Annotated in this window: 28 protein-coding genes; 11 read left to right on the top strand and 17 right to left on the bottom strand. The window is 43.5% G+C overall.

Annotated features, from left to right (window positions below):
* The first annotated feature begins 327 nt into the window (after window positions 1–327).
* Window positions 328–777 (top strand): orange carotenoid protein N-terminal domain-containing protein, encoded by a 450-nt coding sequence (locus ACEYW6_RS31595; protein WP_412982887.1) that lies wholly within the window; start codon window positions 328–330, stop codon window positions 775–777.
* A gap of 178 nt (window positions 778–955) precedes the next feature.
* Here the strand turns inward: ACEYW6_RS31595 and shc are convergent, their stop codons facing one another.
* On the bottom strand, window positions 956–2,872 hold the full coding sequence (gene shc / locus ACEYW6_RS31590) for a squalene--hopene cyclase (RefSeq protein ID WP_412982886.1): 1,917 nt from the start codon (window positions 2,870–2,872) through the stop codon (window positions 956–958).
* Window positions 2,873–2,994: 122 nt separating this feature from the next.
* Here shc and ACEYW6_RS31585 point away from each other — a divergent pair, with 122 nt between their 5' ends.
* Together ACEYW6_RS31585 and ACEYW6_RS31580 are read left to right on the top strand one after the other, a co-directional pair.
* A complete protein-coding gene (locus tag ACEYW6_RS31585) occupies window positions 2,995–4,227 on the top strand; it encodes a glycosyltransferase (protein WP_412982885.1) in 1,233 nt (410 codons plus the stop codon).
* A gap of 79 nt (window positions 4,228–4,306) precedes the next feature.
* Window positions 4,307–4,543 carry a hypothetical protein gene (locus ACEYW6_RS31580; RefSeq protein ID WP_412982884.1) on the top strand — a complete coding sequence of 79 codons (237 nt, stop codon included), beginning with the start codon at window positions 4,307–4,309 and terminating at the stop codon, window positions 4,541–4,543.
* A gap of 161 nt (window positions 4,544–4,704) precedes the next feature.
* Here the strand turns inward: ACEYW6_RS31580 and ACEYW6_RS31575 are convergent, their stop codons facing one another.
* Window positions 4,705–5,055, bottom strand: coding sequence for an ArsR/SmtB family transcription factor (locus ACEYW6_RS31575; protein ID WP_190895860.1), 351 nt, complete (start codon window positions 5,053–5,055; stop codon window positions 4,705–4,707).
* A gap of 81 nt (window positions 5,056–5,136) precedes the next feature.
* Between ACEYW6_RS31575 and trxA the strand changes: the two genes are divergently transcribed.
* The 4 genes from trxA (at window position 5,137) to ACEYW6_RS31555 (ending at window position 8,794) form a co-directional block, all read left to right on the top strand.
* On the top strand, window positions 5,137–5,460 hold the full coding sequence (gene trxA / locus ACEYW6_RS31570; protein ID WP_012412473.1) for a thioredoxin: 324 nt from the start codon (window positions 5,137–5,139) through the stop codon (window positions 5,458–5,460).
* A 236-nt stretch (window positions 5,461–5,696) separates the two neighbouring features.
* Window positions 5,697–6,491 carry an SDR family NAD(P)-dependent oxidoreductase gene (locus ACEYW6_RS31565; RefSeq protein WP_412982883.1) on the top strand — a complete coding sequence of 265 codons (795 nt, stop codon included), beginning with the start codon at window positions 5,697–5,699 and terminating at the stop codon, window positions 6,489–6,491.
* Between the two features lie 254 nt (window positions 6,492–6,745).
* Window positions 6,746–7,858: an alkene reductase gene (locus ACEYW6_RS31560; protein ID WP_412982882.1), complete on the top strand. Its 1,113-nt coding sequence runs from the start codon at window positions 6,746–6,748 to the stop codon at window positions 7,856–7,858.
* Window positions 7,859–8,128: 270 nt separating this feature from the next.
* The gene (locus ACEYW6_RS31555) at window positions 8,129–8,794 is read left to right on the top strand and encodes a nitroreductase family protein (RefSeq protein WP_412982881.1); all 666 of its coding nucleotides are present in this window, start codon (window positions 8,129–8,131) and stop codon (window positions 8,792–8,794) included.
* Window positions 8,795–8,895: 101 nt separating this feature from the next.
* On the opposite strand, the gene ACEYW6_RS31550 is transcribed toward ACEYW6_RS31555, so the two are convergent.
* The 4 genes from ACEYW6_RS31550 to ACEYW6_RS31535 all read right to left on the bottom strand — a co-directional run bounded on the left by ACEYW6_RS31550 (window position 8,896) and on the right by ACEYW6_RS31535 (window position 12,847).
* Window positions 8,896–10,050, bottom strand: a complete 1,155-nt coding sequence (locus ACEYW6_RS31550) for an iron-containing alcohol dehydrogenase (protein ID WP_412982880.1) — start codon at window positions 10,048–10,050, stop codon at window positions 8,896–8,898.
* 291 nt (window positions 10,051–10,341) lie between these two features.
* Window positions 10,342–11,007 carry a cadmium resistance transporter gene (locus ACEYW6_RS31545; protein ID WP_412982879.1) on the bottom strand — a complete coding sequence of 222 codons (666 nt, stop codon included), beginning with the start codon at window positions 11,005–11,007 and terminating at the stop codon, window positions 10,342–10,344.
* A 376-nt stretch (window positions 11,008–11,383) separates the two neighbouring features.
* Window positions 11,384–12,346, bottom strand: coding sequence for a cysteine synthase A (gene cysK, locus ACEYW6_RS31540; RefSeq protein WP_412982878.1), 963 nt, complete (start codon window positions 12,344–12,346; stop codon window positions 11,384–11,386).
* 18 nt (window positions 12,347–12,364) lie between these two features.
* Window positions 12,365–12,847 (bottom strand): RrF2 family transcriptional regulator, encoded by a 483-nt coding sequence (locus ACEYW6_RS31535; RefSeq protein WP_412982889.1) that lies wholly within the window; start codon window positions 12,845–12,847, stop codon window positions 12,365–12,367.
* A gap of 214 nt (window positions 12,848–13,061) precedes the next feature.
* Here ACEYW6_RS31535 and cysE point away from each other — a divergent pair, with 214 nt between their 5' ends.
* Together cysE and ACEYW6_RS31525 are read left to right on the top strand one after the other, a co-directional pair.
* On the top strand, window positions 13,062–13,787 hold the full coding sequence (cysE, locus tag ACEYW6_RS31530; RefSeq protein WP_412982877.1) for a serine O-acetyltransferase: 726 nt from the start codon (window positions 13,062–13,064) through the stop codon (window positions 13,785–13,787).
* Between the two features lie 180 nt (window positions 13,788–13,967).
* Entirely contained in the window at window positions 13,968–14,558 is a 591-nt protein-coding gene (locus tag ACEYW6_RS31525; RefSeq protein ID WP_412982876.1) for a Crp/Fnr family transcriptional regulator, read from the top strand.
* Window positions 14,559–14,564: 6 nt separating this feature from the next.
* Here ACEYW6_RS31525 and ACEYW6_RS31520 read toward each other — a convergent pair whose 3' ends face one another.
* The 8 genes from ACEYW6_RS31520 to purE all read right to left on the bottom strand — a co-directional run bounded on the left by ACEYW6_RS31520 (window position 14,565) and on the right by purE (window position 21,114).
* Entirely contained in the window at window positions 14,565–14,693 is a 129-nt protein-coding gene (locus tag ACEYW6_RS31520; protein ID WP_412982875.1) for a hypothetical protein, read from the bottom strand.
* Between the two features lie 22 nt (window positions 14,694–14,715).
* Window positions 14,716–15,381 carry an NIL domain-containing protein gene (locus tag ACEYW6_RS31515; RefSeq protein WP_412982874.1) on the bottom strand — a complete coding sequence of 222 codons (666 nt, stop codon included), beginning with the start codon at window positions 15,379–15,381 and terminating at the stop codon, window positions 14,716–14,718.
* A 325-nt stretch (window positions 15,382–15,706) separates the two neighbouring features.
* A complete protein-coding gene (locus ACEYW6_RS31510; protein ID WP_190895880.1) occupies window positions 15,707–15,973 on the bottom strand; it encodes an NIL domain-containing protein in 267 nt (88 codons plus the stop codon).
* A gap of 115 nt (window positions 15,974–16,088) precedes the next feature.
* A complete protein-coding gene (cysW, locus tag ACEYW6_RS31505; RefSeq protein WP_190895882.1) occupies window positions 16,089–16,964 on the bottom strand; it encodes a sulfate ABC transporter permease subunit CysW in 876 nt (291 codons plus the stop codon).
* Window positions 16,951–17,811 (bottom strand): sulfate ABC transporter permease subunit CysT, encoded by an 861-nt coding sequence (gene cysT, locus ACEYW6_RS31500; protein ID WP_190895884.1) that lies wholly within the window; start codon window positions 17,809–17,811, stop codon window positions 16,951–16,953. Before cysT ends, cysW begins: the two co-directional genes overlap by 14 nt.
* Window positions 17,812–18,033: 222 nt before the next feature.
* A complete protein-coding gene (locus ACEYW6_RS31495; RefSeq protein WP_412982873.1) occupies window positions 18,034–19,206 on the bottom strand; it encodes a sulfate ABC transporter substrate-binding protein in 1,173 nt (390 codons plus the stop codon).
* Between the two features lie 367 nt (window positions 19,207–19,573).
* Window positions 19,574–20,353 (bottom strand): class II glutamine amidotransferase, encoded by a 780-nt coding sequence (locus ACEYW6_RS31490; RefSeq protein WP_412982872.1) that lies wholly within the window; start codon window positions 20,351–20,353, stop codon window positions 19,574–19,576.
* A 242-nt stretch (window positions 20,354–20,595) separates the two neighbouring features.
* On the bottom strand, window positions 20,596–21,114 hold the full coding sequence (purE, locus tag ACEYW6_RS31485) for a 5-(carboxyamino)imidazole ribonucleotide mutase (RefSeq protein WP_190895892.1): 519 nt from the start codon (window positions 21,112–21,114) through the stop codon (window positions 20,596–20,598).
* A 92-nt stretch (window positions 21,115–21,206) separates the two neighbouring features.
* On the opposite strand from purE, the gene nagA reads away from it, so the two are divergent.
* Window positions 21,207–22,433: an N-acetylglucosamine-6-phosphate deacetylase gene (gene nagA / locus ACEYW6_RS31480; RefSeq protein WP_412982871.1), complete on the top strand. Its 1,227-nt coding sequence runs from the start codon at window positions 21,207–21,209 to the stop codon at window positions 22,431–22,433.
* Window positions 22,434–22,681: 248 nt separating this feature from the next.
* Here the strand turns inward: nagA and ACEYW6_RS31475 are convergent, their stop codons facing one another.
* The 3 genes from ACEYW6_RS31475 to ACEYW6_RS31465 form a co-directional block, all read right to left on the bottom strand.
* Window positions 22,682–23,806, bottom strand: a complete 1,125-nt coding sequence (locus tag ACEYW6_RS31475; protein WP_412982888.1) for a site-2 protease family protein — start codon at window positions 23,804–23,806, stop codon at window positions 22,682–22,684.
* Window positions 23,807–23,968: 162 nt separating this feature from the next.
* Complete coding sequence (locus ACEYW6_RS31470) at window positions 23,969–24,805, bottom strand: sulfurtransferase (protein ID WP_412982870.1); 837 nt, start codon at window positions 24,803–24,805, stop codon at window positions 23,969–23,971.
* A gap of 31 nt (window positions 24,806–24,836) precedes the next feature.
* Window positions 24,837–25,256 carry a DUF6220 domain-containing protein gene (locus tag ACEYW6_RS31465; RefSeq protein WP_412982869.1) on the bottom strand — a complete coding sequence of 140 codons (420 nt, stop codon included), beginning with the start codon at window positions 25,254–25,256 and terminating at the stop codon, window positions 24,837–24,839.
* A gap of 112 nt (window positions 25,257–25,368) precedes the next feature.
* Here ACEYW6_RS31465 and ACEYW6_RS31460 point away from each other — a divergent pair, with 112 nt between their 5' ends.
* Window positions 25,369–25,533, top strand: a complete 165-nt coding sequence (locus ACEYW6_RS31460; RefSeq protein WP_412982868.1) for a hypothetical protein — start codon at window positions 25,369–25,371, stop codon at window positions 25,531–25,533.
* The last annotated feature ends 65 nt before the right edge of the window (window positions 25,534–25,598 follow it).

The raw sequence follows: 25,598 nt of genomic DNA, 5'->3' as shown, positions 1-25,598 counted from the left end.
GTGGCGAGGCTGGTTAAAATTACACGACCTTTGTGAAGGCTGGCAGCTTGCAAAAGAGACTTAACGGGAAAAGTCAGCTAATAGAATAGATACATTACTAAGATAAACTTCTGCCGATTTGAACCATCACAATTCAAGACTGATACATCAAATGACAGTTATTTGCTTGGCGTGATTGTTGCCAGCAGCACAGAGTTACAAAAATTAAGTGATGTTCTTTCGCTGTGTTTCAGAACAAAGCAATAGTCAAACTGGCTGAAGGCAGGATTACAATTTTCACTTAATATTTTTTTAGTTAATTAAGTAGTTAATTGCTTTGAGGTGTTTATGACTTCTACCAACATCAATTTTTTAGAACAAAGCGTATCAAAATTCCAGAGTTTGGGTCCAGACGATCGCCTGACGGTTCTAGCGTTAATGTATACTGAAATTGCTGATGAAATTCCAGCGATCGCTCTCAATGATGTGCCAAATGAAAGGACTGCGAATTTAGTTGCAAAAATTCAAAACCTGCCACAGGCAGAACAGCTTTTTGCTTTGCGTCAGTTGCTAAACCAAGATGAAGTAGGGGAAACAGCGATTCCTACTGAAGAATATACTTCAATGAACGCTAATGATAAATTGGCTTTTTGGTATCAATTAGCCCAAAATTTGGGGACTTCAATCATCGGTGTCCCAAATGACTATATACCTTCTGAAAAAGCTACAGAAGTAGTAGATTTACTTCACACACCGAACATTGAGGATTTAGTGAATTTCTTCAAGCGGGTACTGTAACCGTTTTGAGTCAAAAATCAAAGGTGGGGCTATGCCTCACTTTTATTTTTACAGCAATTTTCAGCTAAATAGACCATGCGCTACGGGCACAGCATTGCTGTGCCCCTACAACAAATGTGGTTCAAATATAGCGGTTCTCGTTTATGTGAGGTACACCGGTAGGGGCACGGCATCCAAACTAATTTTCTCTAATCGCTGCTTGATAGCGACCTAGCGCGATTAAAGGAAAGTATTGTTGATACATATGATACTTGAGATAAAAATGGCAGGGAAAGCCAGTACCTGTAAAATCCGCCTCAAACCAAGTACCATCAGGCTGTTGAGTTGCCACTAGGTAGCCAATTCCTCGCTCAATGGCCTCAAGCGCTAATTTACCAGTTGCTTCACCTTCTGCCAAGAGGCCAATTAAAGCCCAAGCCGTTTGAGATGCAGTACTATTTCCTTTTCCTTTAAGACTGGGGTCATCGTAGCTGCGGCAAGTTTCACCCCAACCACCATCTGGATTTTGACATCCAACTAACCAAGCTGCTCCTCGTTCTATACTGAGTTTATGCCTTTGAGGGTCAATCAAGGCCAAGGCTGATAAAACGCCGCTGGTACCGTAAATATAATTTACACCCCAACGACCAAACCAACAGCCTTCGGTTTCTTGTTCGCGCAGAAGATAAGTAAGCGATCGCTCCAAATTATAATTATCAATTGACAAATCACAAGCACCCAGCATTTCTAGCACCCTAGCCGTAACATCTGCTGTGTTCGGATCGATCATGGCTTTCAAGTCGCCATAGGGGATGGAGTTAAGCCAATCTTGATCGTTATCCAAATCAAAAGCAGCCCACCCACCTGGTTTACATTGCATAGATGCAATCCAATTTAGGGCACGAGCGATCGCAGCCTGCTTGATTTTTTCATTGGGGAGTTTCGCCAAATGTAGTGCCATCACCACTACAGCCGAGTCGTCTACATCGGGATAAAAGCGATTGTCAAACTCAAACGCCCAAGCCCCTGGTTTTCCCTGGCGATTTTTGACAGCCCAATCACCGTAATCTAAAATTTGTTTTTGCAACAACCATTCTCCAGCTTGTACCACAGCCGGATGATCTGGTGCAATGCCAGATTCTACCAAAGCACGCATCGCCCAAGCTGTATCCCAAACGGGTGAAACACAAGGCTGTACCCGGTAGCTATTCTCTGTTTCAATAGCAAAGTTATCAATTGCTTGTAAACCTCGTTCCACAATGGGATCGCTTGGGTCATAATCCAAACAGCGCAAAGCCAGCATTGAATTCAACATTGCCGGAATAATGCCGCCCCAGTCGCCTGTAGCTTCTTGTCGCTCTAAAATCCACTTTTCGGCGGCTTTGATGCCTTCTTCACGAAAAGGCACTAAATTCAAACTTTCTGCTAACTTGAAGCCCTGATCAAGGGTGAGGAATAAATCTGTCCAATCGCCAGCTTGAGGTAATTCCCACCGGACTTGATCTACACCTTCAGCGTATAGTTCATCTAGGTTGATAGTTGGGTCAGTGATAAAAACAGGTTTGCGATCGCATACAATCAACAACGGTACAGTACTGGAACGTGCCCAGCTAGACATTTCGTAAATATTAACTGGAAAAGCTTTGGGCAACAGCATTATCCAAGGTGGTAGCGAGGGAATACCGCGCCAGTTGTAGCAGCCAATCAAGGCTAGATGCAACTTGGTAAAAATCCGAGTTTTGCTGATACCACCCCCTTGGAGAATAAAAGCTTTTGCTCTAATCATCGCCGGATCGGTTGCTGGTACACCTAGCAGCCTCAGCGCCATGTAGGCTTCAACCGAGGTGCTAAGTTCTCCGCCATCACCGTAGTAAAGTTCCCAGCCGCCATGCTGCCGTTGCTCTTGACGCAGGTATGCTTCAACTTTGTGTAAAGGTCTGCCTTGGTCTGTTCCCCAAATCTTATGCAGGAGAACGGCTTCAGCAGTTATGGTGACATTGGATTCTAACTCTGCCCACCAATAACCTACCGGATTTTGAATTGAAAGCAAATATTGTTGGCTAGCTGCGATCGCTTCTGCAACTTGATTGACTTTTACCCTGTCTTGTGTTCGCATCAAATACTATTTAACCTCAACACTCAACACTAGTTATGAACACGGCAATACGATGAAAAAATTTTTTCCTCTATCGGTAGACATAGTATTGTGTCTGAGTCACTGAGAATTTGCAATAGGTTATGGATGTAATTGTATTAGGATTGATGCTGTTATCCTTGATAATTTGGTTAGGATTACTGTGTTTTTGGGGACAGTTTTGGCGAGTAGACCAGCAATTAGAGGTTACAGAAATTCAGCTACAATCGTTACCTGTAGTTTGTGCCGTTGTTCCAGCCCGTAACGAAGCTGAATTGATCCCAACCAGCTTGCGATCGCTCCTACTCCAAGATTATCCTGGTTCTTTCAACGTGTTTTTAGTAGACGATCGCAGCACAGACCGGACAGCAAATTTTGCTGAAGGGGTTGCACATGCTGTAGGTAAACCCCAGCAATTGCATATTATCTCAGGCGAATCGCTGCCTCCTGGTTGGTCGGGCAAACTTTGGGCTGTTGAGCAAGGTATAAAAAGCGCTAGTAAATTTGCACCTGACTATTTTTTGCTGACCGACGCAGATATCGAACATGATCCTGGTAATCTTCGCCGGCTCGTTGCTAAAGCTGTGCAGGAAGATTTAGACCTAGTTTCTGTAATGGTGCGACTCAGGTGTGAAAGCTTTTGGGAAAAACTTTTTATTCCAGCTTTCGTCTTTTTCTTCCAAAAACTCTATCCCTTCCGCTGGGTGAATAATCCAAACAATCCCACAGCCGCCGCTGCTGGGGGATCTATTCTGATTAGTCGAGAAGCTTTAGAGCGAATCGGTGGTATTCAAGCCATTCGCCAAGCTTTAATTGACGATTGCGCCCTAGCTGATGCTGTTAAGAGGAGTAGGGAAGTGGGGGAAAAAGGGACAAGGGGGATAAGCAATGCCCCATACCCAATCCCCAGTCAAGGGCGTATCTGGTTAGGATTGAGTACTTTGACTCACAGTTTGCGTCCCTATGACTCGCTGGCAACGATTTGGGATATGGTTGCTCGTACTGCCTATACCCAACTGAATTATTCGCCATTACTACTATTGGGAACTTTAGTAGGAATGCCTCTGATTTATCTAGTTCCACCTGTGTGTGTAATTCTGGGCGTAGTTTGGGGCAATTGGGCGATCGCACTTACAGGTTTATTAGGATGGCTATTGATGGCTTTTGCTTACTACCCAACGATCCGCTTTTATAAATGTTCTCCCTGGTTAGCATTTAGTTTACCTGCGATCGCATTTCTCTATACGCTGATGACTTTAGACTCAGCACTCCGTCACTGGCAAGGGCGCGGCGGCGCTTGGAAAGGAAGAGTTTATCCCAGTTCTGATAATTTATAGTTGGGATAAAATTGAATTTCAAAGTTGCTAGTGCTCATCTAAGATTAAAGTAAGCCTAAAGTGGTTGATTCAAAGAATTATGACAACCGCAACACCAAGAAATAATCCTGTTATTGTCCCCAAAAAGCTGCCTTTTCTGGAGTCCATTTGTTGGCAGACTGCCGATGTATATCGGTTTACTCCAGAACAAATGCTGAGTCGCTATGAGCGTGGCTGGCAGTATCATAATCTATTTAATAATCTTGAAGGTGAAGAACTTAATTTTGTTCAGGAACTCGCTAGACGTTATAAATCCTGGTTGCAAGTTTGTTTATGACATTTCTTGAATGCTTAGATTTTGACATACTTAGGAATGGTTTTGCTGACTTCGGTGGCGGAACCCTTTTGAACAAGATAATATTTTTGCTGATTTAGAAACACAAATTAAAAAACAACAAGATTCTTAAACAGGTAGCGATCGTCCAATGCCCAATGCCCTTAAATCCTTGAAGCTGTTTGTTTAGTACTAGCTGGGACAACAGACAATGGTTGAGCGGCTTTCAATACCGCATCCAGTAACCCTGGAAACAGAACCTCTAAATCTTCACGCCGCAGGATGTTAATGTGGTGTGTCCCTTCTTTGCGTGTAAAGACTATCCCCGACTCCCGCAAAATCTTGAAGTGATTGGACATCGTAGACTTAGCGATCGCAAAATCAAATTTGGCACAGCATTGTTCCCCCTCAGTCGCCAGCAGCCGCACAATCTCTAGCCGCACTGGATCGCCCAATGCATACAGCACGCCCGGTAAAGAAATATTTTTTCTATCTGGATGATAAAGAAATCTCATAGTTGCATTATCTCATCAGGTGGCATATATTTTTATTATTCGATATTATCGAATTATAGAATTAATTAGGAAGGCAATTTTATGTCATCCATTACAAATGTCACAGAAGCCACATTCAAGCAAGAAGTTTTGGAAAGTGAAATTCCGGTATTAGTGGACTTTTGGGCACCGTGGTGCGGTCCTTGCCGGATGGTGGGTCCAGTCGTCGATGAAGTTGCTGCTGAATACGAAGGACAGGTGAAATTTGTGAAGCTGAACACAGATCAAAATCCTACTGTTGCCAGCCACTATGGAATTCGCAGCATCCCGACGCTGATGGTTTTTAAGGGAGGTCGCCAGGTTGATACTGTCGTAGGCGCAGTTCCAAAAACCACCTTGAATAAGACCTTAGCACAGCATCTTTAATCTAGGTACTGTTGTGAGATGCATTTAGTTTGCAGTCTTCTCAGTTGAGTCTAATAAAGACCTAACCCCCAACCCCTTCCCTACCTCTCCCTAACCCTCTCCTCGTAGGAGAGGGAAGCGGAAAAATTTTTGTTGCTGGAAGGGGAGTAAGAATAAATATGACTCCTACTCCCGTACAGACGCGATTAATCGCATCTCTCCATAAATTCTGTTTCAACTAATGGGGAAAGAGCGAAATGGACTTGAAATTGCACGGTAAATCCGCGTTGGTGAGTGGCTCAACCGCAGGTATTGGTTTTGCGATCGCCCTTGGGTTAGCTCAAGAAGGTGCATCAGTGATTGTCAACGGTCGGTCTGAAAAACGAGTAGCTCAAGCGATCGCCAAAATTCAGCAAAATACTCCCGAAGCGAAAGTTTCTGGTGTTGTTGCTGACGTAGGCACTGCATCAGGGGTAAAGCAGCTATTTCAAAAAGTTCCTCAGGTTGATATTCTCATCAACAATTTAGGTATCTATGAGCCAAAAACGTTTTTTAATATTACTGATGAAAACTGGTTAAACATATTTGAGGTTAACGTCCTCAGTGGAGTCCGTTTGAGTCGGCAATATCTGCAAAAGCAGCTAGAGCAAAACTGGGGGCGGATAATTTTTATCTCCAGCGAATCTGGTATTCAGATTCCGGTGGAAATGATTCACTACGGCACAACTAAAACAGCGCAACTTGCCATTGCACGAGGTCTAGCAGAAATCACTGTCGGGACTGGAGTCACAGTAAACTCTGTACTACCAGGGCCAACCCGCTCAGAAGGAGTTGAAGACTTTATCACCAAGCTGGCGCAAGAACGTGCTATTAGTCCAGCAGAAGTTGAGGCTGAGTTTTTCCAAAATGTGCGTCCAAGTTCCCTAATCAAACGCTTTGCAACTAATGAAGAAGTAGCAGCGATGGTAGTTTATCTTTCTAGTCCCGTAGCATCAGCAACTAATGGTGCAGCTTTGCGGGTAGATGGTGGCGTTATTCGGTCAATTGTTTAGTATTTAAACCACATCTGTGTGCCCTACCGCGTGGTCTATTTACTGCACGCAGAATTGGATTTTAGGAAAACTCTTTCCTTCGTGTGCAACTTTCTTTTAAACCTAACCCCTAACCCCTCTTAAGAGCTAGCGTTGGGGAGCAAGAATCAAAGTCTCTGCCCCTATGGGAGAGAGGAATGGAAGCGGGGTTCTAAGGATAAGTTGCACATCGCATGAATTTTGAATGAGTGAATTTTTAATTGGAGCAAAGTAACATGACTACTGGTATAAACTTATTCTCTTCTTACCAATTAGGGAATCTAGAACTACCTAACCGGATAGTGATGGCACCCTTAACCCGAAACAGGGCAGGAAAGGGAAACGTACCACACCAACTGAATGCTACCTACTACACTCAACGCGCTTCTGCTGGACTGATTATTGCGGAAGCAACACAGGTAACTCCTGAAGGACAGGGCTATCCCGCTACACCAGGAATTCATTCACCAGAACAGGTGGAGGGCTGGAAGTTAGTAACTGATGCCGTACATCAGCAGGGAGGGAGAATTTTTCTGCAACTATGGCACGTAGGCAGGATTTCTCATCCTGACTTACAACCGAATGGAGTTTTACCTGTGGCACCTTCTGCCATTGTTCCTAAAGGTGAGGCCGCAACTTATGAGGGGCCAAAACCCTTTTTAACTCCCCGTGCTTTAGAAACGTCGGAAATACCGCAGATAGTTGAGCAGTACCGTCAGGGAGCGGCAAATGCCCTAGCGGCTGGGTTTGATGGGGTAGAAATTCACTCAGCTAATGGTTATTTAATAGATCAATTTCTCCGCGATCGCACCAATCAACGTACAGATAAATATGGGGGTTCCATTGAGAATCGCGCCCGACTACTGTTAGAAGTCACAGAGGCGATAACTACTGTGTGGGATTCTAACCGAGTAGGGGTACGTTTATCTCCCAGTGGGACTTTTAATGATATGGGTGACTCCAACCCCTTGGAGACATTCGGTTATGCGGCTCAAGCGTTAAACCAGTTTAATTTGGCATATCTGCATATTTATGAGGCAACAGAGGCAGATATTAGACATGGCGGGATAATTGTCCCCACTAGTCATATACGCGATCGCTTTACAGGTACACTCATTGTCAATGGTGGTTATACCCGTGAAAAAGGCGATGCTGTACTGGCAAATAAAGCAGCAGATTTAGTTGCCTTTGGCACATTATTTATATCAAATCCAGATTTACCCCGACGCTTGGCTTTAAATGCACCACTAAATGAAGCAAATCAAGCAACCTTTTATGGTGGCGATGAAACAGGATATACAGACTATCCATTTTGGTCAGCTACTAATGAAACGGTAGCTAAGGCATAATTCGTAATGACGCTCGCGGACTCGCTACCGCTACGCTAACGTAATTCGTAATTTAAGACTTCATGACTGTCTCTTGGGCGTGTCGTAGACAAGTTGTTGATTCTGAAATCAAGAATAATTTTTATTTTTGTTTCATGAATAAATACATTCGCTTGTATCCTAATTACGTTGGCGCAGCGGTAGCAAGTCTGCGTATCCCGGCGTGGGAGCATCTCATAGAGAGCGTAATTACGAATTATTTGGTCATAACTCAACTATCAGGAGAATCTTATGAGTCCTATCACTCAAATCCAACCTTTAGATGTACCCAGTGCGATCGCTAAACGTCGTTCCATCAAAACTTTTAAAACAGACCCCATCGCCCCAGAACTGCTCAAGCAACTGGTAGAGTTAACTGTGGCAGCGCCCAGCAGCTTTAATATCCAGGACTGGCAAATTATTCTCGTGCAAGATGAAGCGCAAAAGGCAGCACTATCAGCAGCATCATGGAATCAGCAGCAAATTGTCCAAGCACCTGTGACCTTTGTCTTTGCCGCCAATCCTAACGCAGGCGAACAAGACTTGACCCCAATTTTTGAGCGGGCAACTGAAACTGGGGCATGGAGTGAAGGCACGATAAATTATTTTAAAACCGCCGTCCCGCAATTTCAAGCTGGGCTAGGCGACAAGCGACGCGAATATGCCATCAAAGATGCGATCATTGCCGCTACCCATTTGGTGTTAGCAGCAGAAAGTCTGGGATTATCGACTTGTTTTATGAATGGTTGGATTGAGGATCAAGTAAAGCAAGTGATTGGTGCTGAGGACAATCCAGATTTAGCGATCGCTGTTTTAGTTCCTGTTGGCTATGCAGCAGAACCACGCTTAAATCCAGGTCGTTTGCCATTATCCTCCAATGTCTCTGTAGACAGAATTGGTAACCCTTATGCAGGGTAGTTCTCTCTAGAATTGGGCATTGGGCAAAACAATTCCGTTAGCGGGACGTTTAGTCCGTGGTGAGGGCTGAGTCAGATTCCCCACTCAACACTCACCACTCCTTATGCTGAAAGAGTTAAAATCTGTTCGACTATCTGAGAATTAATATCTTTGTATTCGCCCAAAGCTACAGAACCACGCTTTTCAAACCGCTCAATAATTACAGGAATGGTATCTAGTCCAACACCGTAGTCAGACAAGCGAGTCCGTACACCGACGGACTCAAAGAAATTGCGAGTTTTAGCGATCGCTTCAGTAACCCGTGCTTCCTCACTACCATCGACAATCCCCCAAACTCGCTGGGCATACTGTAAGAGTTTTTGCCATTTGCGATCGCGCTTAATTGTCAAAGTGCTGGGTAGTACAATAGCCAAAGTTTGAGCATGATCCAAACCATGTAGTGCTGTCAATTCGTGCCCAATCATGTGGGTTGCCCAATCCTGGGGTACTCCTGCACCAATTAGCCCATTGAGTGCCAACGTCGCAGACCACATCACATTAGCCCGTGCATAGTAGTCTTGAGGATTAGCTAGGGTTTTTGGCCCCTCCTCAATCAGTGTTTTCAAGATTGATTCAGCCATCCGGTCTTGTAATGGTGCATTAACTGAATAAGTCAAATACTGTTCCATCACATGGACGTAAGCATCAACAATTCCATTGCTAATTTGCCGCACAGGTAGGGAAAAAGTCGTTTCTGGGTCGAGAACAGAAAAACGGGGAAATACCAAAGGGCTGCTGAAAGGTAGTTTTTCTTGAGTTTCCCACTTAGTGATAACCGAGTTCGTATTCATTTCCGAGCCGGTTGCAGGTAAAGTCAAAACTGTACCGAAGGGCACAGCTGCCTTTACAGGTGCGTTCTTTGCGAGGATGTCCCAAGGATCGCCAACAAAGGGAACCGCAGCTGCAATAAACTTAGTACCATCAAGAACTGAACCACCACCTACCGCGAGTAAAAAGTCTATGCCCTCATTCCGCACTACTTCAACCGCTTTCAGTAATGTTTCCAGGTGAGGATTGGGTTCAATTCCACCAAACTCAACTACATTCCGTCCAGCCAACGCAGACTTCACCTGGTCATAAACGCCGTTAGTTTTAATGCTACCCCCACCGTAAGTAATGAGAATTTTGGCATCAGCAGGAATTTCAGCAGCAATATTGGCGATTTGACCTTTGCCAAACAGGATTTTGACTGGGTTGTAAAAAACAAAATTTTCCATGAGTAATTAGATTAGGGAATCAGATTTAACTTGAGTATTGTAATCACTTTCACGGCGTTTCCCAATTGCAGTATGAATCCAGATGTAGAGACGCAACATATCTTTTCTACAAGGTTTTGAATTATCCGTATGGTGAATTATCCCTATTGTTATTAACTTTTAGGTAATTTTTTTAGCAATCAATCTTAAGAGTTTAACCTGCTGCGGTATATTCTCCAGATAATCTAGTGATATAAAACGCGAATACGCTGGACGTTTGATCATGCTTACTTTTCGCTGCTCACTTACTATTCAAAAAGATGGCATCCAAGGTAGTAGAGTGAATGTACCTCGTTCATACATAATGAACAAACCCAAGCCAATTAACACAAAAGGTACGACAGCTTTACCGTAGCGACTTAAAACATCAGCAATGGTAGGTTGACGGCTTAAAAAATAAGCGATCGCACACCAAACCCCTACCATGATAAAAAATATACTTAGAATTACTCCCAAGCTGGTAAGATCGTGACCAGCGAATAAAGGGATATATATACTAATATTGTCACCACCATTAGCGATCGTTACTGCTGCTACTTTATAGGTTTGGGGATGCAAAATACTCAAAACAAAAGATAATACCGGGTTAGTATGTGTGGACTGCCTGAAATTACTACTGACTGTCTGAACTGTTGTAGTTTCTTCTTTTCTAGATACTAATTGTTGAATTCCAATTACTATTGGTAGCAGCCCTAGCAATCCTATCCATTCTCGCTGTACGACCAATCCACCAAAAAATCCTGGTAAGCTAGCGAAGATAATAGCTGCAAAACCCAGATATTGACCGAGTAAGATATGCCGCCGCCGAAAATTAACATCTATCTGTGAAAAAAATATTAACAAGATAAGGATGTCATCTATGTTAGTGGCTATGAAAGCAATTATCCCTTCACTGAAGGCTGTCCCTAGCTTACTCATGCTGGATTTTTAGAATCTACGATTTACCACCATACCAAATTAATCTTCTGGCACAACTAAGCTTTAAAATAGACAAAGTAATTATTCAATGACATGTATGGGCACTGCCGTGCCCATACACCTCGTTTCTGCTTGATAACTTTGGTAAAAAATAATGTAAGTGTCGATGAAACTGGCGAAATTATAGTAGAAAACCCAGCCAATTTTAGATTTAGATTTAAGTAGGTAGACAGAATTAAACATCCAATAAAATTCTAGTTTGTAGTAAGTAATTCATCGATAAAAACAATAATTATCAGTACTAAAATCGTTACTACAAAATTTAATTTATTTACGCCTAGCTACTTAGATCAAAATCTAAAATTGGTATCTGGAATCAAACTTTACTCAACCACTCATTCTCCTCTGGGTCTTTGAATAGTGAGGTACTGAGGTAGCGTTCGCCGAAGCTAGGCTGTACCATGACGATCAGGCGACCTGCATTTTGTGGCCGCTGTGCCACTTGAATAGCCGCATACAACGCAGCGCCAGTAGAAATACCAGATAGCAATCCTTCTTCTTTTGCTAGACGACGGCTGTAAGCGATCGCCTCCTCATCTGCTACCTGAATCACTTCATCCACCAGTTCTGGACGGTAAATTGCTGGGACAAATCCCGCGCCGATACCCTGAATTTTGTGAGGCCCTGATTTACCGCCTGCTAATACTGGGCTGCTGCTTGGTTCAACTGCGATCGCTTGGAAACTCGACTTCCGTTTTTTAATGACTTCTGCAACTCCCGTAATCGTCCCACCAGTACCCACTCCCGCGACGAGAATATCGACTTCTCCATCGGTATCATCCCAAATTTCTTCTGCTGTGGTTTCGGCGTGAACTTTCGGGTTAGCCGGGTTGCGGAACTGCTGCAACATATAAGCATTGGGCGTTTGAGCTAAAATCTGCTCTGCACGACCGATCGCCCCTCGCATCCCTTCTACCCCTGGCGTTAACTCTAGTTGAGCGCCATAAGCTTTGAGCATGGATCGTCTTTCCTGGCTCATTGTGTCAGGCATCGTTAGAATAAGATGGTACCCCTTGGCGGCCGCTACCATCGCCAGCGCAATTCCTGTATTTCCAGAAGTCGGCTCCACTAAAACGGTTTTTCCAGGGTGAATTAAGCCTGCTTCCTCCGCCACTTCCACCATACTCGCACCAATCCGGTCTTTCACAGAAGATGCTGGATTCATGCTTTCTAGCTTCACCACAATCCGAGCAACCGCTCCTGAAGCTTGGGGAATCTTGTTTAATTGAACTAAAGGAGTTCGTCCGATTAACTCTGTGATATCTTTCGCTATCCGCATATGATTACTCCTTGGTGACTAAATATAATACATGGGACCTTGCTGGGCGCGAGTTTCCCTTTCCTGGCACAAGTCTTGGAGTGTATAGCGATCCAAAACTTCAATTGAAGCAGCGTTGGCTTGCTCCCAAACTTTATAAACCAGAGTCTTTTCCAGAGTCGGAGAGTCAGAGGGATCTTTCTCTTTCCGCTTACCTTCTACCAAAGTGACAATTTCTAGCATTGTGATCTGCCAAGGTTCACTAACTAAAACGAAACCTCCTTTAGAGCCACGTTGACTCTCCACCAAACCAGCACGCCGGAGGTTGGTCAAAATTTGTTCCAGATAGCGCTCAGGTATGGGTTGCTTGGCAGTGATCTCGCTCATAGTTAGAGGAAGTTTTTTCCCGTGGTGGCTTGCCAGTTCTAAGAGTGCTAGCAGTGCATATTCCACTTTGGAAGACAGATCCAAAAGAGCGTAGTTTTGGCTATTCAAGACTGTACTCAATATACTACGGTGAATCGGGAGACTTATCGCAGTTTGTACGAAATTAATTTTTATCAAAGTGTGGAATGTGATAGCATCCCACTTAATTACCCACAAAAGCACTTTACACTACCGACTTACCGTAGATTGTATCTTACACAATTCCCATGAATGACTCGATCTTTTTATGGGAATTATCCTGAGTTTCTGTTTTCAGAGCCTCACCTACCAACGAAAACATCAACAGAGTATGCTACTAACTGATTTGCGAACCATTTTTGAGCGTGACCCAGCAGCCCGTAACTGGCTAGAAGTATTGTTCTGTTACCCTGGATTCCAGGCGCTAGTGTTTCATCGATTGGCACACTGGCTGCATAAAATTGGAATTCCCTTCATACCTCGGTTGATCTCTCATATTAGTAGGTTTCTAACTGGCATTGAAATCCATCCTGGGGCATTAATTGGCCAGGGAGTGTTTATAGACCACGGTATGGGAGTTGTAATTGGTGAGACAGCGATCGTGGGTGACCATGCTCTAATTTATCAAGGTGTCACCCTTGGCGGGACTGGGAAAGAAAGCGGCAAACGTCATCCGACTTTAGGCTCTCATGTAGTTGTGGGAGCGGGTGCGAAGGTATTGGGAAATATTCAAATTGGCGATCGCGTCCGTATTGGAGCCGGTTCTGTGGTGCTACGAAATGTGCCCAGTAACACTACTGTAGTCGGGATTCCAGGGCGCGTAACTCGTCAGAACAACTTGTCTAGCAATGTTCTGGATCATGATAAAGTACGCGACGTAGAAGCTGAAGTCATCCGCGCTCTATTTGAACGCGTCAAGGCTCTAGAGAAACAGTTCGAGCAGTTGGAACAATCAAGTTTGTCCCCAACTGAGCTTGGCGACGGACTAACCGACAACCCTAAGAGCAATAATTCTGATGGAATGATTGAAGATTTTCTTGATGGTGCAGGAATTTAAGGAATGGGGCATTGGGGACAAGGAGAATTGGGGACAAGGGGAAGGGAAAGACTTGTTGCAAGTTCTAACTTTTGTCACCTTGTCTCCCCTGCTCTCCTCTTTAAAAATACCCATAGGTTCTTAGAACCTGATATAAATATAATACTACGGTTAATTTATCGGAGAATAGTGTTATATATTATGGTGTCTTTGTACACAGGCTTATCTACTTTAGCCAGTAATAATACTAAGCAACTTTTTGCCCGTAGATCATTTCTGCCAGAGTATCAAAATGGACTCTGGAAAATTGAAACGGGTTTTGTCAGGACTTTTACCTATCTAGAAGATGGTACAACTGTAGCTCTGGGATTGTGGGGGCCTGGAGATATCGTTGGTAAGGCTTTGTCAAAATTAGAACCTTATCAAATGGAATGCCTAACTAAAGTGGAGGCAACAGTCTTACCTTTAGAGGAATGGACTCAACTAACAGAAACTTTACTTATCCATATCCAACAGGCTCAAGAATTGATGGTTATTCGTAGCCATAAAAAAGTCGATACTATGCTGATCAAGTTGTTGGCGTGGTTATCCAAAAAGTTTGGTTCGGAAGTGGAGAAGGGACGTTTAATAGATATGCGTCTGACTCATGAAGACTTGGCGGAAATGCTCGGTTCGACTCGTGTGACTATTACTCGTGTTCTTGGGCAGTTTGAGCAAGAGGGCTTAATTGATCGTCTCTCCCTGCATCGAATTGTAGTACGAGAAGAAGAAATTTGGTACTACGAAATTTAGATTATTTCAGCAAAACCAGCCATCACCGTTAGCATTCGGCTTGCCCATCTGAGTGACTTGGCTTTTTACATAAACTGAAGAAACCAGTGATAATCTGGTTTGGGAATTGGTTTGATGATTATTTAATGCTGCCATTGGATAGTGACTATTTTATTAATTAGCGTAGGCGTAGCCCGTTGTAGACATCGCTATAAACGCTAGACAAATCCAACCAAATCGGTAGCCCCAGTTTTTCTAAATAACTCAGGCTAGAGTGTAGTTGCTTTGTTCTCCCCCACAAATCCAAATCAAACCAGCCGTCATCTTCCGTATCGGGTTGAAGTACTGCACTGGTAATATTGACTGTTAATCCATAACGAGAAACTAACTCGGAAATCACGGGTTCTTCGTAATAAGATTTTAAGACGCACAGTTGCAAGCGCAATCGATTAGTTTGACCTAGAGAAATCCATTGCTGAAATTGTTCTTCCCATTGATTTGTCAGCCATGCAGAGTTCTTGGGACTCAATTTGCTAGCTGGATGTGGGAAAGTTAAAGAGTCTTGGTTGAGTTGAATATGGTTTGCGATCGCTAGTTGCAGCAAATTCACTCCCAATTGTTGCAAGTAAGATAGGCTATCTGTCAGTTTTTGAGGGTTTCCCGAAAGTTCCAAATCAAACCAGCCATCGCTGTCACTGTCTGATGTGAGGGATGCAGCTTTGATATTGACGGTTAAACCATAACGAGACACCAACCGGGAAATTACAGGTTGCCTGTGATACCGCTGAGGCACGAGAATTCGGCTGTGAACTGAAGCAGGTTCTACAGATTTACTCTGAGACATCAGATTAATTCCTAATAACGATGCCTAGGTTGGGCTGCGCCTACGCACTTTTTGGGTTTGGCAGAGAATTTTGCTACCTGCAACTCAACTGTGACTGGTTGAATATTAGCCTCATAGAGATTTTCATATTTCTAGTTTTTACTAAATTACGATAACTCTACCGACTTAAAGTATTTACTTCTTATGTAAAGGACAATCTCACAAAGTACACAAAAAAGCAAACAGTAAATTCACGTAAGTTAGGATCAATTGTGGAGTACTTTAACGCCAAAGATATGAGGGCGTGCAGCTAACTGTACGCCCCTACCATGTGTTGATATAACTTTTACCAATCAGTTGCTTTAGTGTCATCCCAGACTTCCAACTCCAAGTCATGGAGATAAGTTAGTCCACTCTGAATTTGTGCATCTGTTCCTTGTAGTTCAAGATCAAACCAACCATCACCGACAGCATTAGCTCCCAAAATCGCTGCCGTGATATTCACAGTCAGTCCATAGTCAGACACCAGGCGAGAAATTACAGGTTCCTGATGATAGTCTTTGGGAATTTTTAGTCGAATTCGTTTATTGGTAAGTGTATTGTCACTAGTCATGATTGTCACCATCAAGGGGATTGGGGGCTGGAGGGCAAAGGAGAATAATTAATAACCGTTGGGCTGACGCTCACGGCGAAAGCCAATGCCCAATGTTCCATGCCCCATACCTAACCTATTCAACATCTTTAATGCGGGTTTTGCGTTCCAGAATTTCCTTGAGTACCAAGGTTACTACTGCTAGCAATGCTAACAGTACAGCCGCAGAGAAAGCAGCTTCGGTTTCATATTGTTTGTAAGCGTCTTCTACAAACAGTGGTAGGCTCTGGGTTTGGTCAGCAATGTTGCCAGATACCACCGAAACCGCCCCAAATTCACCCATTGCTCTGGCATTGGTCAAAATTAAACCGTAGAGTAAGCCCCAACGGATACTGGGTAAGGTGACGCGCCAAAATATCTGCCAATCTTTCGCACCTAAAGTTCTAGCAGCTTCCTCTTGATCCTTGCCAAATTCCTCTAAAACAGGAATTACTTCCCGCGCGACAAAGGGCATACTCACGAAGGCTGTAGCCAGCAACATACCTGGAAAGGCAAAGATAATCTTGATATCAAGTGCCTGAAGCCAAGGGCCAAACCACCCATTACGTCCATAGAGGAGCACAATCATTAATCCTGCGACTACGGGCGAGATGGAAAAGGGCAAGTCAATAATACTCAAAACTATGGCGCGTCCAGGGAATTTATGACGAGCGATCGCCCAAGCTGCACATAAACCAAATACTGTATTTAAAGGTAGAGAAATCAAGGCCAGTAAAAGCGTTAGCCAAGCTGCATGGAGAAAGGCTGGTCGCGTCAGGTTGGACAGAAACGGCCCAACTCCTTTGCTGAAGGCTTGGACAAAAACGTTAATTGCCGGGATGTATTGAACTAAAGCTAAATAGGCGATCGCTATACCAATCAAAACTATTGGCACCCAACTTTTCTGCTCTTTAGGCTTGGCTGTATGTGTATCAGATGCAGATGAGTGAAAACTTGGCTTATCTAGTGTCATATCGCCTTGCCCATGCTTGTAAGAAATTAATTGCCAATAGCAGTACCAAGGAAATTGATAGTAAAACTATGCCAATTACTGTTGCACCAGAATAGTCATACTGCTCTAGCCGTTGAAAAATCAGCACAGGTGCGATCAAATCTTGATAGGGCGTATTGGAAGAGATAATCACAGTTGATCCATATTCCCCAACTGCACGGGAAAAACCCAAGGCAACACCAGTTAAAATTGTCGGAAATAAAGGTGGCAAAATCACTTTCCAGAAGGTCTGCCATTGAGAAGCACCTAGACACCAAGCGGCTTCTTCAATTTCATGTTCCATTTCCTGAAGTACGGGTTGTACAGTTCTCACAATAAAAGGTAGTGAGATAAATATCATTGCTACCGCTACTCCCGTCCGGCTAAACGATACCTTAATACCTAGAGGTGCTAGGAGCGAACCTATCCAGCCATTATTACTGTAAACTGTTGCCAGTGTTAACCCTGCTACCGAAGTTGGTAGGGCAAAAGGTAAATCCACTGTGGCGTCAATCAAGCGTTTTAAGGGAAAGTCGTAGCGAACCAGAACCCATGCAATGAGAGTACCAAAAATGCCATTAAGGAAGGCAGCAAATAGCGCTGTAACAAAAGTGACATTATATGTTGCTAATGCAATATCACTGGTTGCGATCGCCCAAAATCTTGCCGGAGGTTCCGTACTTGCTTTCAGAAACATGGCAACTATGGGAATAAACAACATCACCGTCAGGTATCCTATGGTGATTCGCCAAGTCCAGGGAACCCGCCCCAATCTCTTCCAGAATGGTGTTTTGCGTTCAACTTCCAAAGAAGGAGATACAGTAGTCATAGTCAAAAATTCAAAGTTTAAAATTCAAAAGAAGTTTTTTGTCAACATTCGTAATTGTTAATTCGTAATTCCTATAAAACTTGCCCACACTCTACGGATTAAGTAGCTTACTTCTCACCATTCGCGTAGCGTCTGTCTGTGACACGCTGCGCGTTTGCATAGTATCCCCCAGAGAACGTAGAGAGCGTAATTACGAATTACGAATTACGAATTACGAATTATTTAGCGTTTCTTTTGGGCTTGAATCTTATCAAATACACCCCCATCTGCAAAGAACTTCTGATCAATTGCTTCCCAACCGCCGAAGTCTGAAACTGTACCCAAAGTTTTCACCTTGGGAAATTTATCTGTAGCTGCTTTAGTTTGGGCTACTTGCTCATTTGCAGGTCTGAATCCTAATTTAACAAACTCTTCTTGTGCTTCTGGAGTATAGAGGAATTTGACAAAACCTTCAGCAACTTCGCGGTTGCCATGCTTATCGACATTTTTATCTACCACTGCGATCGGGTTGTCGATGGATATATTCACATCGGGAACAACATACTCAACCTTTTCGCCCTTTTGTTGTGCCAAGATAATCTCATTTTCATAGTTTATCAAGGCATCTCCCTGACCTTGCTTGGCAAATGTGTCTGTGGCTTCTCGCGCATCCTTGGTTAGGATTGGCACATTATTGAAAACCTTGGTTACAAATTCAGTCGCTTTCGCCTCATCTCCACCGGTTTTAATGACGGAGTTCCACAGTGCCAGGAAATTCCACTTAGCAATACCTGAGGTTTTGGGGTCAGCAGTAATCAGTTTTACATCATCTTTCGCCAAATCTTCCCAAGTCTTGATGCCTTTAGGATTACCTGGACGAGTAATTAACGCTGCCACCGATTTGGAGACGATCGCATTGTTGGGAACTTCTTTCTCCCATCCTGGTTGAATCAAGCCAGCTTTCTCAATCTTTTGCGTGTCTCCAGCTAGTGCCAAGTGGACAATATCTGCTTCCAAACCATCGATAACGGCGCGAGTTTGGGAACCAGATCCGCCATAGCTTTGCTTGAAGACAACAGTTTGGTTATGATCTTTCTTCCACTGTTCTACAAATTTAGGAATGATGGCTTCGTGAGCCGCTTTGGTAACTGCAAAAGAAACGAGGGTTAGTTCAACATTATCCTTAGTTGCAGCCACAGGAGTCGCAGTCGGGGCTTCCGTGGAAGAATTACTCCCAGTTCCACCGGAACAGGCGGCAAGCGTCACACTCAAAACAGTCCCTACTAAAAATAGTGATACAAAGCTTTTGAGCGAATTGAGTCTGAACCGATTGGTTTTATGTTCAGCGTAGATGTGAAGCAGCTTGTCGTAAGACATCGCTTGTAACCTTTTCAGTGGGCGTTGCCATAAACTCATTCCATTTCCTCCATTAAATCTACAAATAATTGATGAGAATACAGTTATATAGTGTTTATAATACTGGATGATTCCATGTATCTAGTTATAAACACCAAAAAACCTCACATTCTTTATCAAGAATATGGTGATTCTAGCAGTTCTGTGAGGAATTACAAATGCTTTTATTTTCAACTATCAAATTGTCATCACAATCTGCTGCTTCATCTATCAAGCAAGTTGCTAGAGAATAGCTAATTTTTGAGGAGAGTCTATTCTCATACCCAGTGGAACAAAATCAAGTAATGAAAAACAAAACCCATCTAGAAAGTATCTAAATGGGAACAATCTCTGGTTAATTTTTGAATTCGCCAATAGGATCAGATTCTTAACTAAATGCATATTTCAGGGGCAGTCCATCCTGAAAAACTAGTAATTCTCCCGGTTGGATTTGTGTCCAAACTTCGTTGTCAGTCAAGGGTGTGGTGGCAATGACAGCAACGCGATCGCGTTCAGTAGTCACTTCCCGAAAATCTACTGTCATGTCTTGGTCAATTAAATGGGCAGCTGCAAAGGGTGCTTGGCGGACAATGTAGCTGAGTTTGGTTGAGCAATAAGCAAAAAAGTGTACTCCATCTGATAATAAGTAATTAAATATACCTATTTTTGCAATTTCATCACTAGTTTCTTGCAGTACAGGATATAGTTCTTTAATGTCAGGCTTACCCTCAGGAAAGCGCGATCGCAATGTTTCTAGCATCATACAGAATGCTTTTTCACTATCGGTGTCACCTACGGCTTGATAAAAGCCCAAATTTTCCGGCTCAAAATTTGGTAAATTACCGTTGTGGGCAAACACCCAATACTGACCCCACAATTCTCTGCGGAAAGGATGGCAGTTGTGTAGGGCAACTTCACCCTGAGTTGCTTTACGGATATGGGCTATGACATGGGTTGAGTGGATAGGATAACTCCGCACCAACTCCGCAACAGGAGAAGCAACAGAAGGTTGGGCATCTAAAAACATCCGACATCCCTTTCCTTCAAAGAAAGCAATGCCCCAACCATCGCTATGATGATCTGTTTTTCCTCCCCGTGCAGAAAACCCTTCAAAAGAAAAGCAAATATCCGTTGGAACATTGCAGTTCATTCCGAGCAATTGGCACATGGATCTTGTAGCTCTCAATTTTTGACTAAGGCCTCAGGATCAAGATACTTCAGAATGCTGCATTGATTCTGGAGCGATCGCTTCAATCTTGGAATTTGGTGGGGATTGGGGATTGGGAATTGGGGACTCCCCATCTCCCTCATCCCTCTTGTTGTGCTGTTAAGATTTCTTACCGAATTACGTTAGCGGTAGCGAGTACTCGAGCGTCATTACGAATTACGAATTACGAATTACGAATTATCTTAAAGCATTTGCTGTAAATATTGCTCATAGCCTAATTCTTCTAGTTTTGCTTGCTTTGCAATTACTGATTCACATAGAGTTTGGCGATATTGTTGAACTCTTTCTAGTAATTCTGGTTGCTGAGTTGCGAGGATTTGTACTGCTAAAAGTCCGGCATTTTTGGCATTACCGATCGCCACTGTTGCCACAGGAATACCCGCAGGCATTTGTAAAATAGAATACAAAGAATCCACACCTTGTAAGTTCCGCGTGGGTACAGGAACACCGATAACAGGAAGTGGAGTTAAAGACGCTACCATCCCAGGCAGATGGGCAGCACCACCGGCACCAGCAATAATTACCTTAATGCCGCGTTGGTGTGCAAGTTGAGCATATTGCACCATGCGTTCTGGGGTACGATGAGCAGAAACGATCGCCACTTCGCTCTCAACGCCAAATTCTTCACAAACTGCGATCGCATCTTTCATGGTGGGCAAATCGGAATCGCTGCCCATGATAATACCAACTAAGGGAGTCATAGAATTTTGAATTTTGGATCTGGGATTTTGGATTAATAGCCGATGGTTCCATCTAAAATCGGGTCAGGTTTAATTATTCCTTAGCCCGTGTGATGACCCAAGCAACACAAAATCCTGTAGATATTATCAATGCTAGAGTGCCTGGTTACAAAGATTTGCAGATGCTCTTGGTTAACCAAGAGGGCATAATTGAGCAAATCTTGCCAATGGTTACAACAGAGGCGCACAGCCGTGCATCCATAATAGATGTTGCTGGCGACTGGATTTCATTGGGTGGCGTTGATTTGCAAATTAACGGTGCGTTGGGTTTGGCATTTCCCGATTTGACTGCTGAAAATGCTCACTTGCTGGTAGAAATCTCACAATTTTTGTGGGATGTTGGGGTAGATGGATTTTTACCAACACTTGTGACAACTTCAGTAGAAAAGATTCAGCGATCGCTTGCTATTCTTGCTGAGGTTCTCCCCAATCAACAAGCTGGTGCCAAGATTCTCGGAGTGCATCTAGAAGGCCCATTTTTGAATTTCCAAAAGCGCGGCGCACACCCAGCAGAGTATTTGTTACCTCTAACAATTGACGGGGTAAAGCGGGTTTTGGGTAATTATGCCCATGTTGTGAAAGTCATTACCTTAGCGCCGGAGTTAGATCCCACTGGTGAAGTAATTCCATATTTGCGTTCTCTGGGAATTACTGTCAGTTTAGGACATTCTCAGGCAACAGCGGCCCAAGCGCAACGTGCTTTTGACGAGGGTGCAACAATGGTAACCCATGCTTTCAACGCCATGCCGGCATTACATCATCGTGAACCAGGATTATTAGGGGCAGCAATTACTCATCCTAATGTGATGTGTGGTTTTATTGCTGATGGCCAGCACGTTTCGCCCACGATGCTGCAAATTTTACTTCGCGCTAGCTATCAAGAAAAAGGGCTATTCCTCGTCAGCGATGCCCTTTCACCTCTGGGGCTACCCGATGGTGTATATCCTTGGGATACTCGCCAAATTGAAGTTAAAAACGGCACTGCACGACTACCAGATGGCACCTTATCAGGGACAACTTTACCGTTATTGGTGGGAGTACAGAATTTGGCCAAGTGGGGAATTTGTGACGTAGAAAGTGCGATCGCTTTAGCGACTAATGCACCGAGAAAAGCGATTGGTTTACCAGTAATTGCCAAGAGTCAACCCGCTAATTTACTACGCTGGCATTGGGATGAAAATACAAAAGAATTAACTTGGCAACGTGTTCTCACCAAGGCGGCGGAAAGCCCACTTGCTTGGGGTGTCAGGGATAGCCGCCCCGCCGCCATTAACTGTTAACCGTCAACCGTCATCAGTCATCAGTCTTTCGTGTTATCCCACCCCCTAAAAAGGGATGGGATGAGCTTAAATGCAGAGATGGTAAAGAAGGCAGGAGGCTGGAATTTATCTGTTGGTATCAACCCTATCTAAATCTAATTACCAAAGTCAGGAAAAGGGAAAGGTTTTATTATCCCTTTCCCTTTAACCTGAGTGGAGTCGAAGCTTTAATTACGAATTACGAATTACGAATTACGAATTAGTAATTATTATGCAGGGTTCGGTTGGGTTCGGCTTTGAAGTAGCTGGATAATTGCAGCTTTTTCTAAAATTCCAACTAGGACACCATTTTCACGAATCACAGGAAGCACAGATAGCTTTTGTTGTTCAAGCACCTGCATAACTTCCAGCAGAGGTTGATCAGATTGAACTGTAGTAGATTCGGCAATTGTTCGCATGACTTCTTTTACTTGAGTTTCTGACCACAATGCTGTTGGGATGCTTCTTAAGTTATCAACTGCGATCGCACCTACTAATTGTCCATCATCGTCAGTCACTAAGAATCGATGCCAGTTTTGTCCACTGATGACCCGCTCATCGGCAAACTCTCTTAGGGTAAGATTACCAGATACAATCGGGCTATCATGAGTTACAGCATCTTCGGCTGTCAAACCTGTGAGTTTTTCTTGCACTCTGGCAAATTGAGCCGCATTACCAGCATTTTGCAACAAGAAGAAGCCAATTAACAAGTTCCAGAAGTTACCGAAGCTGCCAAATAATAGTAGGGGAACTACACCTGAAAGAATTGCTACCCAACCAAAGATTTGTCCAACTCGACTAGCAAAGGTCACACCTTTATAAGGATTGCCTGTAATTTTCCAAACGATGGCTTTCAGTATATTTCCACCATCTAAGGGCAAGCCAGGAATGAGGTTAAACAGGGCTAATGCCAAGTTCACAGAAGCTAGAACACCAAGAATTGCAGCTAACGGCCCTGATGCAGTAGTAGTAACACCAATAGCTGTAACGATACCGCACAGTAGTAAACTAACTAAAGGGCCTGCGATCGCTACCCAAAAAGCCTCACCTGGGGTTTTCGACTCTTTTTCTAAGCTAGCCAAACCGCCAAATATAAACAGTGTTATAGATTTGACATCAATACCCTGACGAATTGCAACGAAACTGTGGCCTAATTCATGGGCGACGACAGAGGCAAATAACATCAGCGCTGTCATCAGTCCTAATAGCAAAGCTAATCCCGCAGACAATTGAGGAAATTGTGCCGCCAGCCCACTGCTATAGCTCCAAGTTACTAAACCCAGAACTAAAAACCATGACGGATGGATATAGAAGGGTATTCCGAAGAGATTACCAACGCGAATTGTGCCATTCATGTCGTTCACCTTTGATTTCAGCTTCGAGAGGTTTGCTTTCGTCCTTCTCGATGTCTTTAGTGTAACGAAATGTTAAGAGCTTTTAATCTTTCTGACGGTAGTGGTGTCCGTCCGTAAAGGTGCGGTTATTGGTAATATTGGGAGCATCCCAAGCAACTCTCACTACCTCTCTATAGTTACATCAGGCAAGCGGCTCCACTCATTCCAAGAGCCATCATAATTCCGAACATTCGCATAGCCTAATAAATACTTCAAGACAAACCAAGTATATCCAGAACGCCCACCGATGGCACAGTAGGGAAATACTTCCTTATCAGCCGTAATGCCCTTACAGGTATAAAGATTTTTCAATTCGTCAAATGATTTAAAAGTTCCATCGTCATTGAGAGTTAAGATATGCTCAAGATGGACTGCACCTGGAATATGTCCAGTCGATTCACCTTCTTTTGGTGGCTGATCGAAAAACCATTCACCACAGTATTCTTGAAGTGTTCGGACATCTAACAAAACGCGATCGCTCCTACCAATCGATGCCTGAACTTCATTATGTAATACTCTAAGACTAGAAGAATCAGTAGCTCTGGCACGGTAATCAGTGGAACCAAACGTGGATAACTCAGTTGCCAGTGGACAACCATCTAACTTCCATTTCTGGTAGCCGCCATTGAGAACTCGTACATTCTCATGCCCAAAGACTTTCAATAACCAGAAAATCCAAGCTCCTGTTCCAGGATAACTGCCATAGGCAATCACTGTCGTGTCATTGGTGATGCCTGAACGTGCCATCAGCTTCTCAAAAGCTCGCGTATCCCAATTCATTTTAAAATCGGGCAATAGTAAATCTCTAAAGAAGTTCCAGAAGACAGCACCAGGTATGTGAGCATTTTTGTATGGCTTTGGGCTGATATCGACTTCAACAATGCGGATGTTTGGATCGTTGAGATGATTTGCAAGCCATTGGGTATCAACGAGAACGGATGGATGAGTGTATTGAGACATCTTAGTGCTAAAAGAATTGAAAGTTAAGGACTTAGTGTTGGTTGGGCTTGGGAAATACGATGTGTGATGTCCGATGAACTAGGGTTGTAGAAATAGAAAATAAGGAGAAGCCGATGAGTGGGTGGAAGACTGCTAAAGGAAAAGAAGTCTTCAAGTGAATTGTGAGAAATTGCAGTCCAAGCAGCACTGGGATGCTTGCTGTAAGGCTCTGGACTCTTCGGGGAAACGGCATCGAAAACACCCATATCAACAAAATGAGTGAGAGTCCGCTATATCCTCGCACGAGCCAAATATGCATGTTCCACCAATCAGAGTTGTAAAAGTAAGCCAGTCCAACACTGAATACTTGGGTTGCTAAACAGAGATTGAAAAACACTGCTGCGATAAAAAAACTAATTTGAATCCAGCGCTCGGATATCTGTGTATCATCAATGCCAGAATTTACAGTCATGGTTAAGTAATCCAAAAAAGCAAACAAAGCAAAAGACTTGATGTGACTAAAGATAAGATAGGTCTGGTTGCTATACTGCGCCTAGACCTCGAACGGGTACAATTTGCTAATCATGATTGCATTACAAACTCTATTTCATGCAATTGCTCAAGCTAAAGATGAACAGACATTGCGATCGCACATATCCACAGAAATGAGTGAGTATTTTTCAGCTACACGATGTGGGCTGTTTTTCTTTGCCCAAATTTCTCTAGTTGACAGCAATGGAATCATGTAAAAATAACTTGAACAATTGGCCGAATAGTTAGAGTATCAGAAGATAACGGAATTAAAGCCTTATAT

This window comes from Nostoc sp. UIC 10607 (assembly GCF_047228265.1).
GTDB lineage: Bacteria > Cyanobacteriota > Cyanobacteriia > Cyanobacteriales > Nostocaceae > Nostoc > Nostoc foliaceum_A.
Note: the sequence above shows the minus strand (reverse complement) of the source record. Positions and strands in the feature narration are given on the sequence as shown.

Bases quoted from the DNA above. Each gene is read 5' to 3' on its own strand.
- ACEYW6_RS31525 (WP_412982876.1), top strand. From the start codon at position 13,968: ATGGTGTCTTTGTACACAGGCTTATCTACTTTAGCCAGTAATAATACT.
- ACEYW6_RS31585 (WP_412982885.1), top strand. From the start codon at position 2,995: ATGGATGTAATTGTATTAGGATTGATGCTGTTATCCTTGATAATTTGG.
- shc (WP_412982886.1), bottom strand. From the start codon at position 2,872: ATGCGAACACAAGACAGGGTAAAAGTCAATCAAGTTGCAGAAGCGATC.
- ACEYW6_RS31520 (WP_412982875.1), bottom strand. From the start codon at position 14,693: ATGGCAGCATTAAATAATCATCAAACCAATTCCCAAACCAGATTATCA.
- ACEYW6_RS31560 (WP_412982882.1), top strand. From the start codon at position 6,746: ATGACTACTGGTATAAACTTATTCTCTTCTTACCAATTAGGGAATCTA.
- ACEYW6_RS31510 (WP_190895880.1), bottom strand. From the start codon at position 15,973: ATGACTAGTGACAATACACTTACCAATAAACGAATTCGACTAAAAATT.
- cysK (WP_412982878.1), bottom strand. From the start codon at position 12,346: ATGCGGATAGCGAAAGATATCACAGAGTTAATCGGACGAACTCCTTTA.
- ACEYW6_RS31555 (WP_412982881.1), top strand. From the start codon at position 8,129: ATGAGTCCTATCACTCAAATCCAACCTTTAGATGTACCCAGTGCGATC.
- purE (WP_190895892.1), bottom strand. From the start codon at position 21,114: ATGACTCCCTTAGTTGGTATTATCATGGGCAGCGATTCCGATTTGCCC.
- ACEYW6_RS31595 (WP_412982887.1), top strand. From the start codon at position 328: ATGACTTCTACCAACATCAATTTTTTAGAACAAAGCGTATCAAAATTC.
- cysE (WP_412982877.1), top strand. From the start codon at position 13,062: ATGCTACTAACTGATTTGCGAACCATTTTTGAGCGTGACCCAGCAGCC.
- ACEYW6_RS31550 (WP_412982880.1), bottom strand. From the start codon at position 10,050: ATGGAAAATTTTGTTTTTTACAACCCAGTCAAAATCCTGTTTGGCAAA.
- ACEYW6_RS31515 (WP_412982874.1), bottom strand. From the start codon at position 15,381: ATGTCTCAGAGTAAATCTGTAGAACCTGCTTCAGTTCACAGCCGAATT.
- ACEYW6_RS31545 (WP_412982879.1), bottom strand. From the start codon at position 11,007: ATGAGTAAGCTAGGGACAGCCTTCAGTGAAGGGATAATTGCTTTCATA.
- trxA (WP_012412473.1), top strand. From the start codon at position 5,137: ATGTCATCCATTACAAATGTCACAGAAGCCACATTCAAGCAAGAAGTT.
- ACEYW6_RS31580 (WP_412982884.1), top strand. From the start codon at position 4,307: ATGACAACCGCAACACCAAGAAATAATCCTGTTATTGTCCCCAAAAAG.
- ACEYW6_RS31575 (WP_190895860.1), bottom strand. From the start codon at position 5,055: ATGAGATTTCTTTATCATCCAGATAGAAAAAATATTTCTTTACCGGGC.
- ACEYW6_RS31490 (WP_412982872.1), bottom strand. From the start codon at position 20,353: ATGTGCCAATTGCTCGGAATGAACTGCAATGTTCCAACGGATATTTGC.
- ACEYW6_RS31465 (WP_412982869.1), bottom strand. From the start codon at position 25,256: ATGACTGTAAATTCTGGCATTGATGATACACAGATATCCGAGCGCTGG.
- ACEYW6_RS31475 (WP_412982888.1), bottom strand. From the start codon at position 23,806: ATGAATGGCACAATTCGCGTTGGTAATCTCTTCGGAATACCCTTCTAT.
- cysT (WP_190895884.1), bottom strand. From the start codon at position 17,811: ATGACTACTGTATCTCCTTCTTTGGAAGTTGAACGCAAAACACCATTC.
- ACEYW6_RS31460 (WP_412982868.1), top strand. From the start codon at position 25,369: ATGATTGCATTACAAACTCTATTTCATGCAATTGCTCAAGCTAAAGAT.
- nagA (WP_412982871.1), top strand. From the start codon at position 21,207: ATGACCCAAGCAACACAAAATCCTGTAGATATTATCAATGCTAGAGTG.
- ACEYW6_RS31495 (WP_412982873.1), bottom strand. From the start codon at position 19,206: ATGAGTTTATGGCAACGCCCACTGAAAAGGTTACAAGCGATGTCTTAC.
- ACEYW6_RS31565 (WP_412982883.1), top strand. From the start codon at position 5,697: ATGGACTTGAAATTGCACGGTAAATCCGCGTTGGTGAGTGGCTCAACC.
- ACEYW6_RS31470 (WP_412982870.1), bottom strand. From the start codon at position 24,805: ATGTCTCAATACACTCATCCATCCGTTCTCGTTGATACCCAATGGCTT.
- cysW (WP_190895882.1), bottom strand. From the start codon at position 16,964: ATGACACTAGATAAGCCAAGTTTTCACTCATCTGCATCTGATACACAT.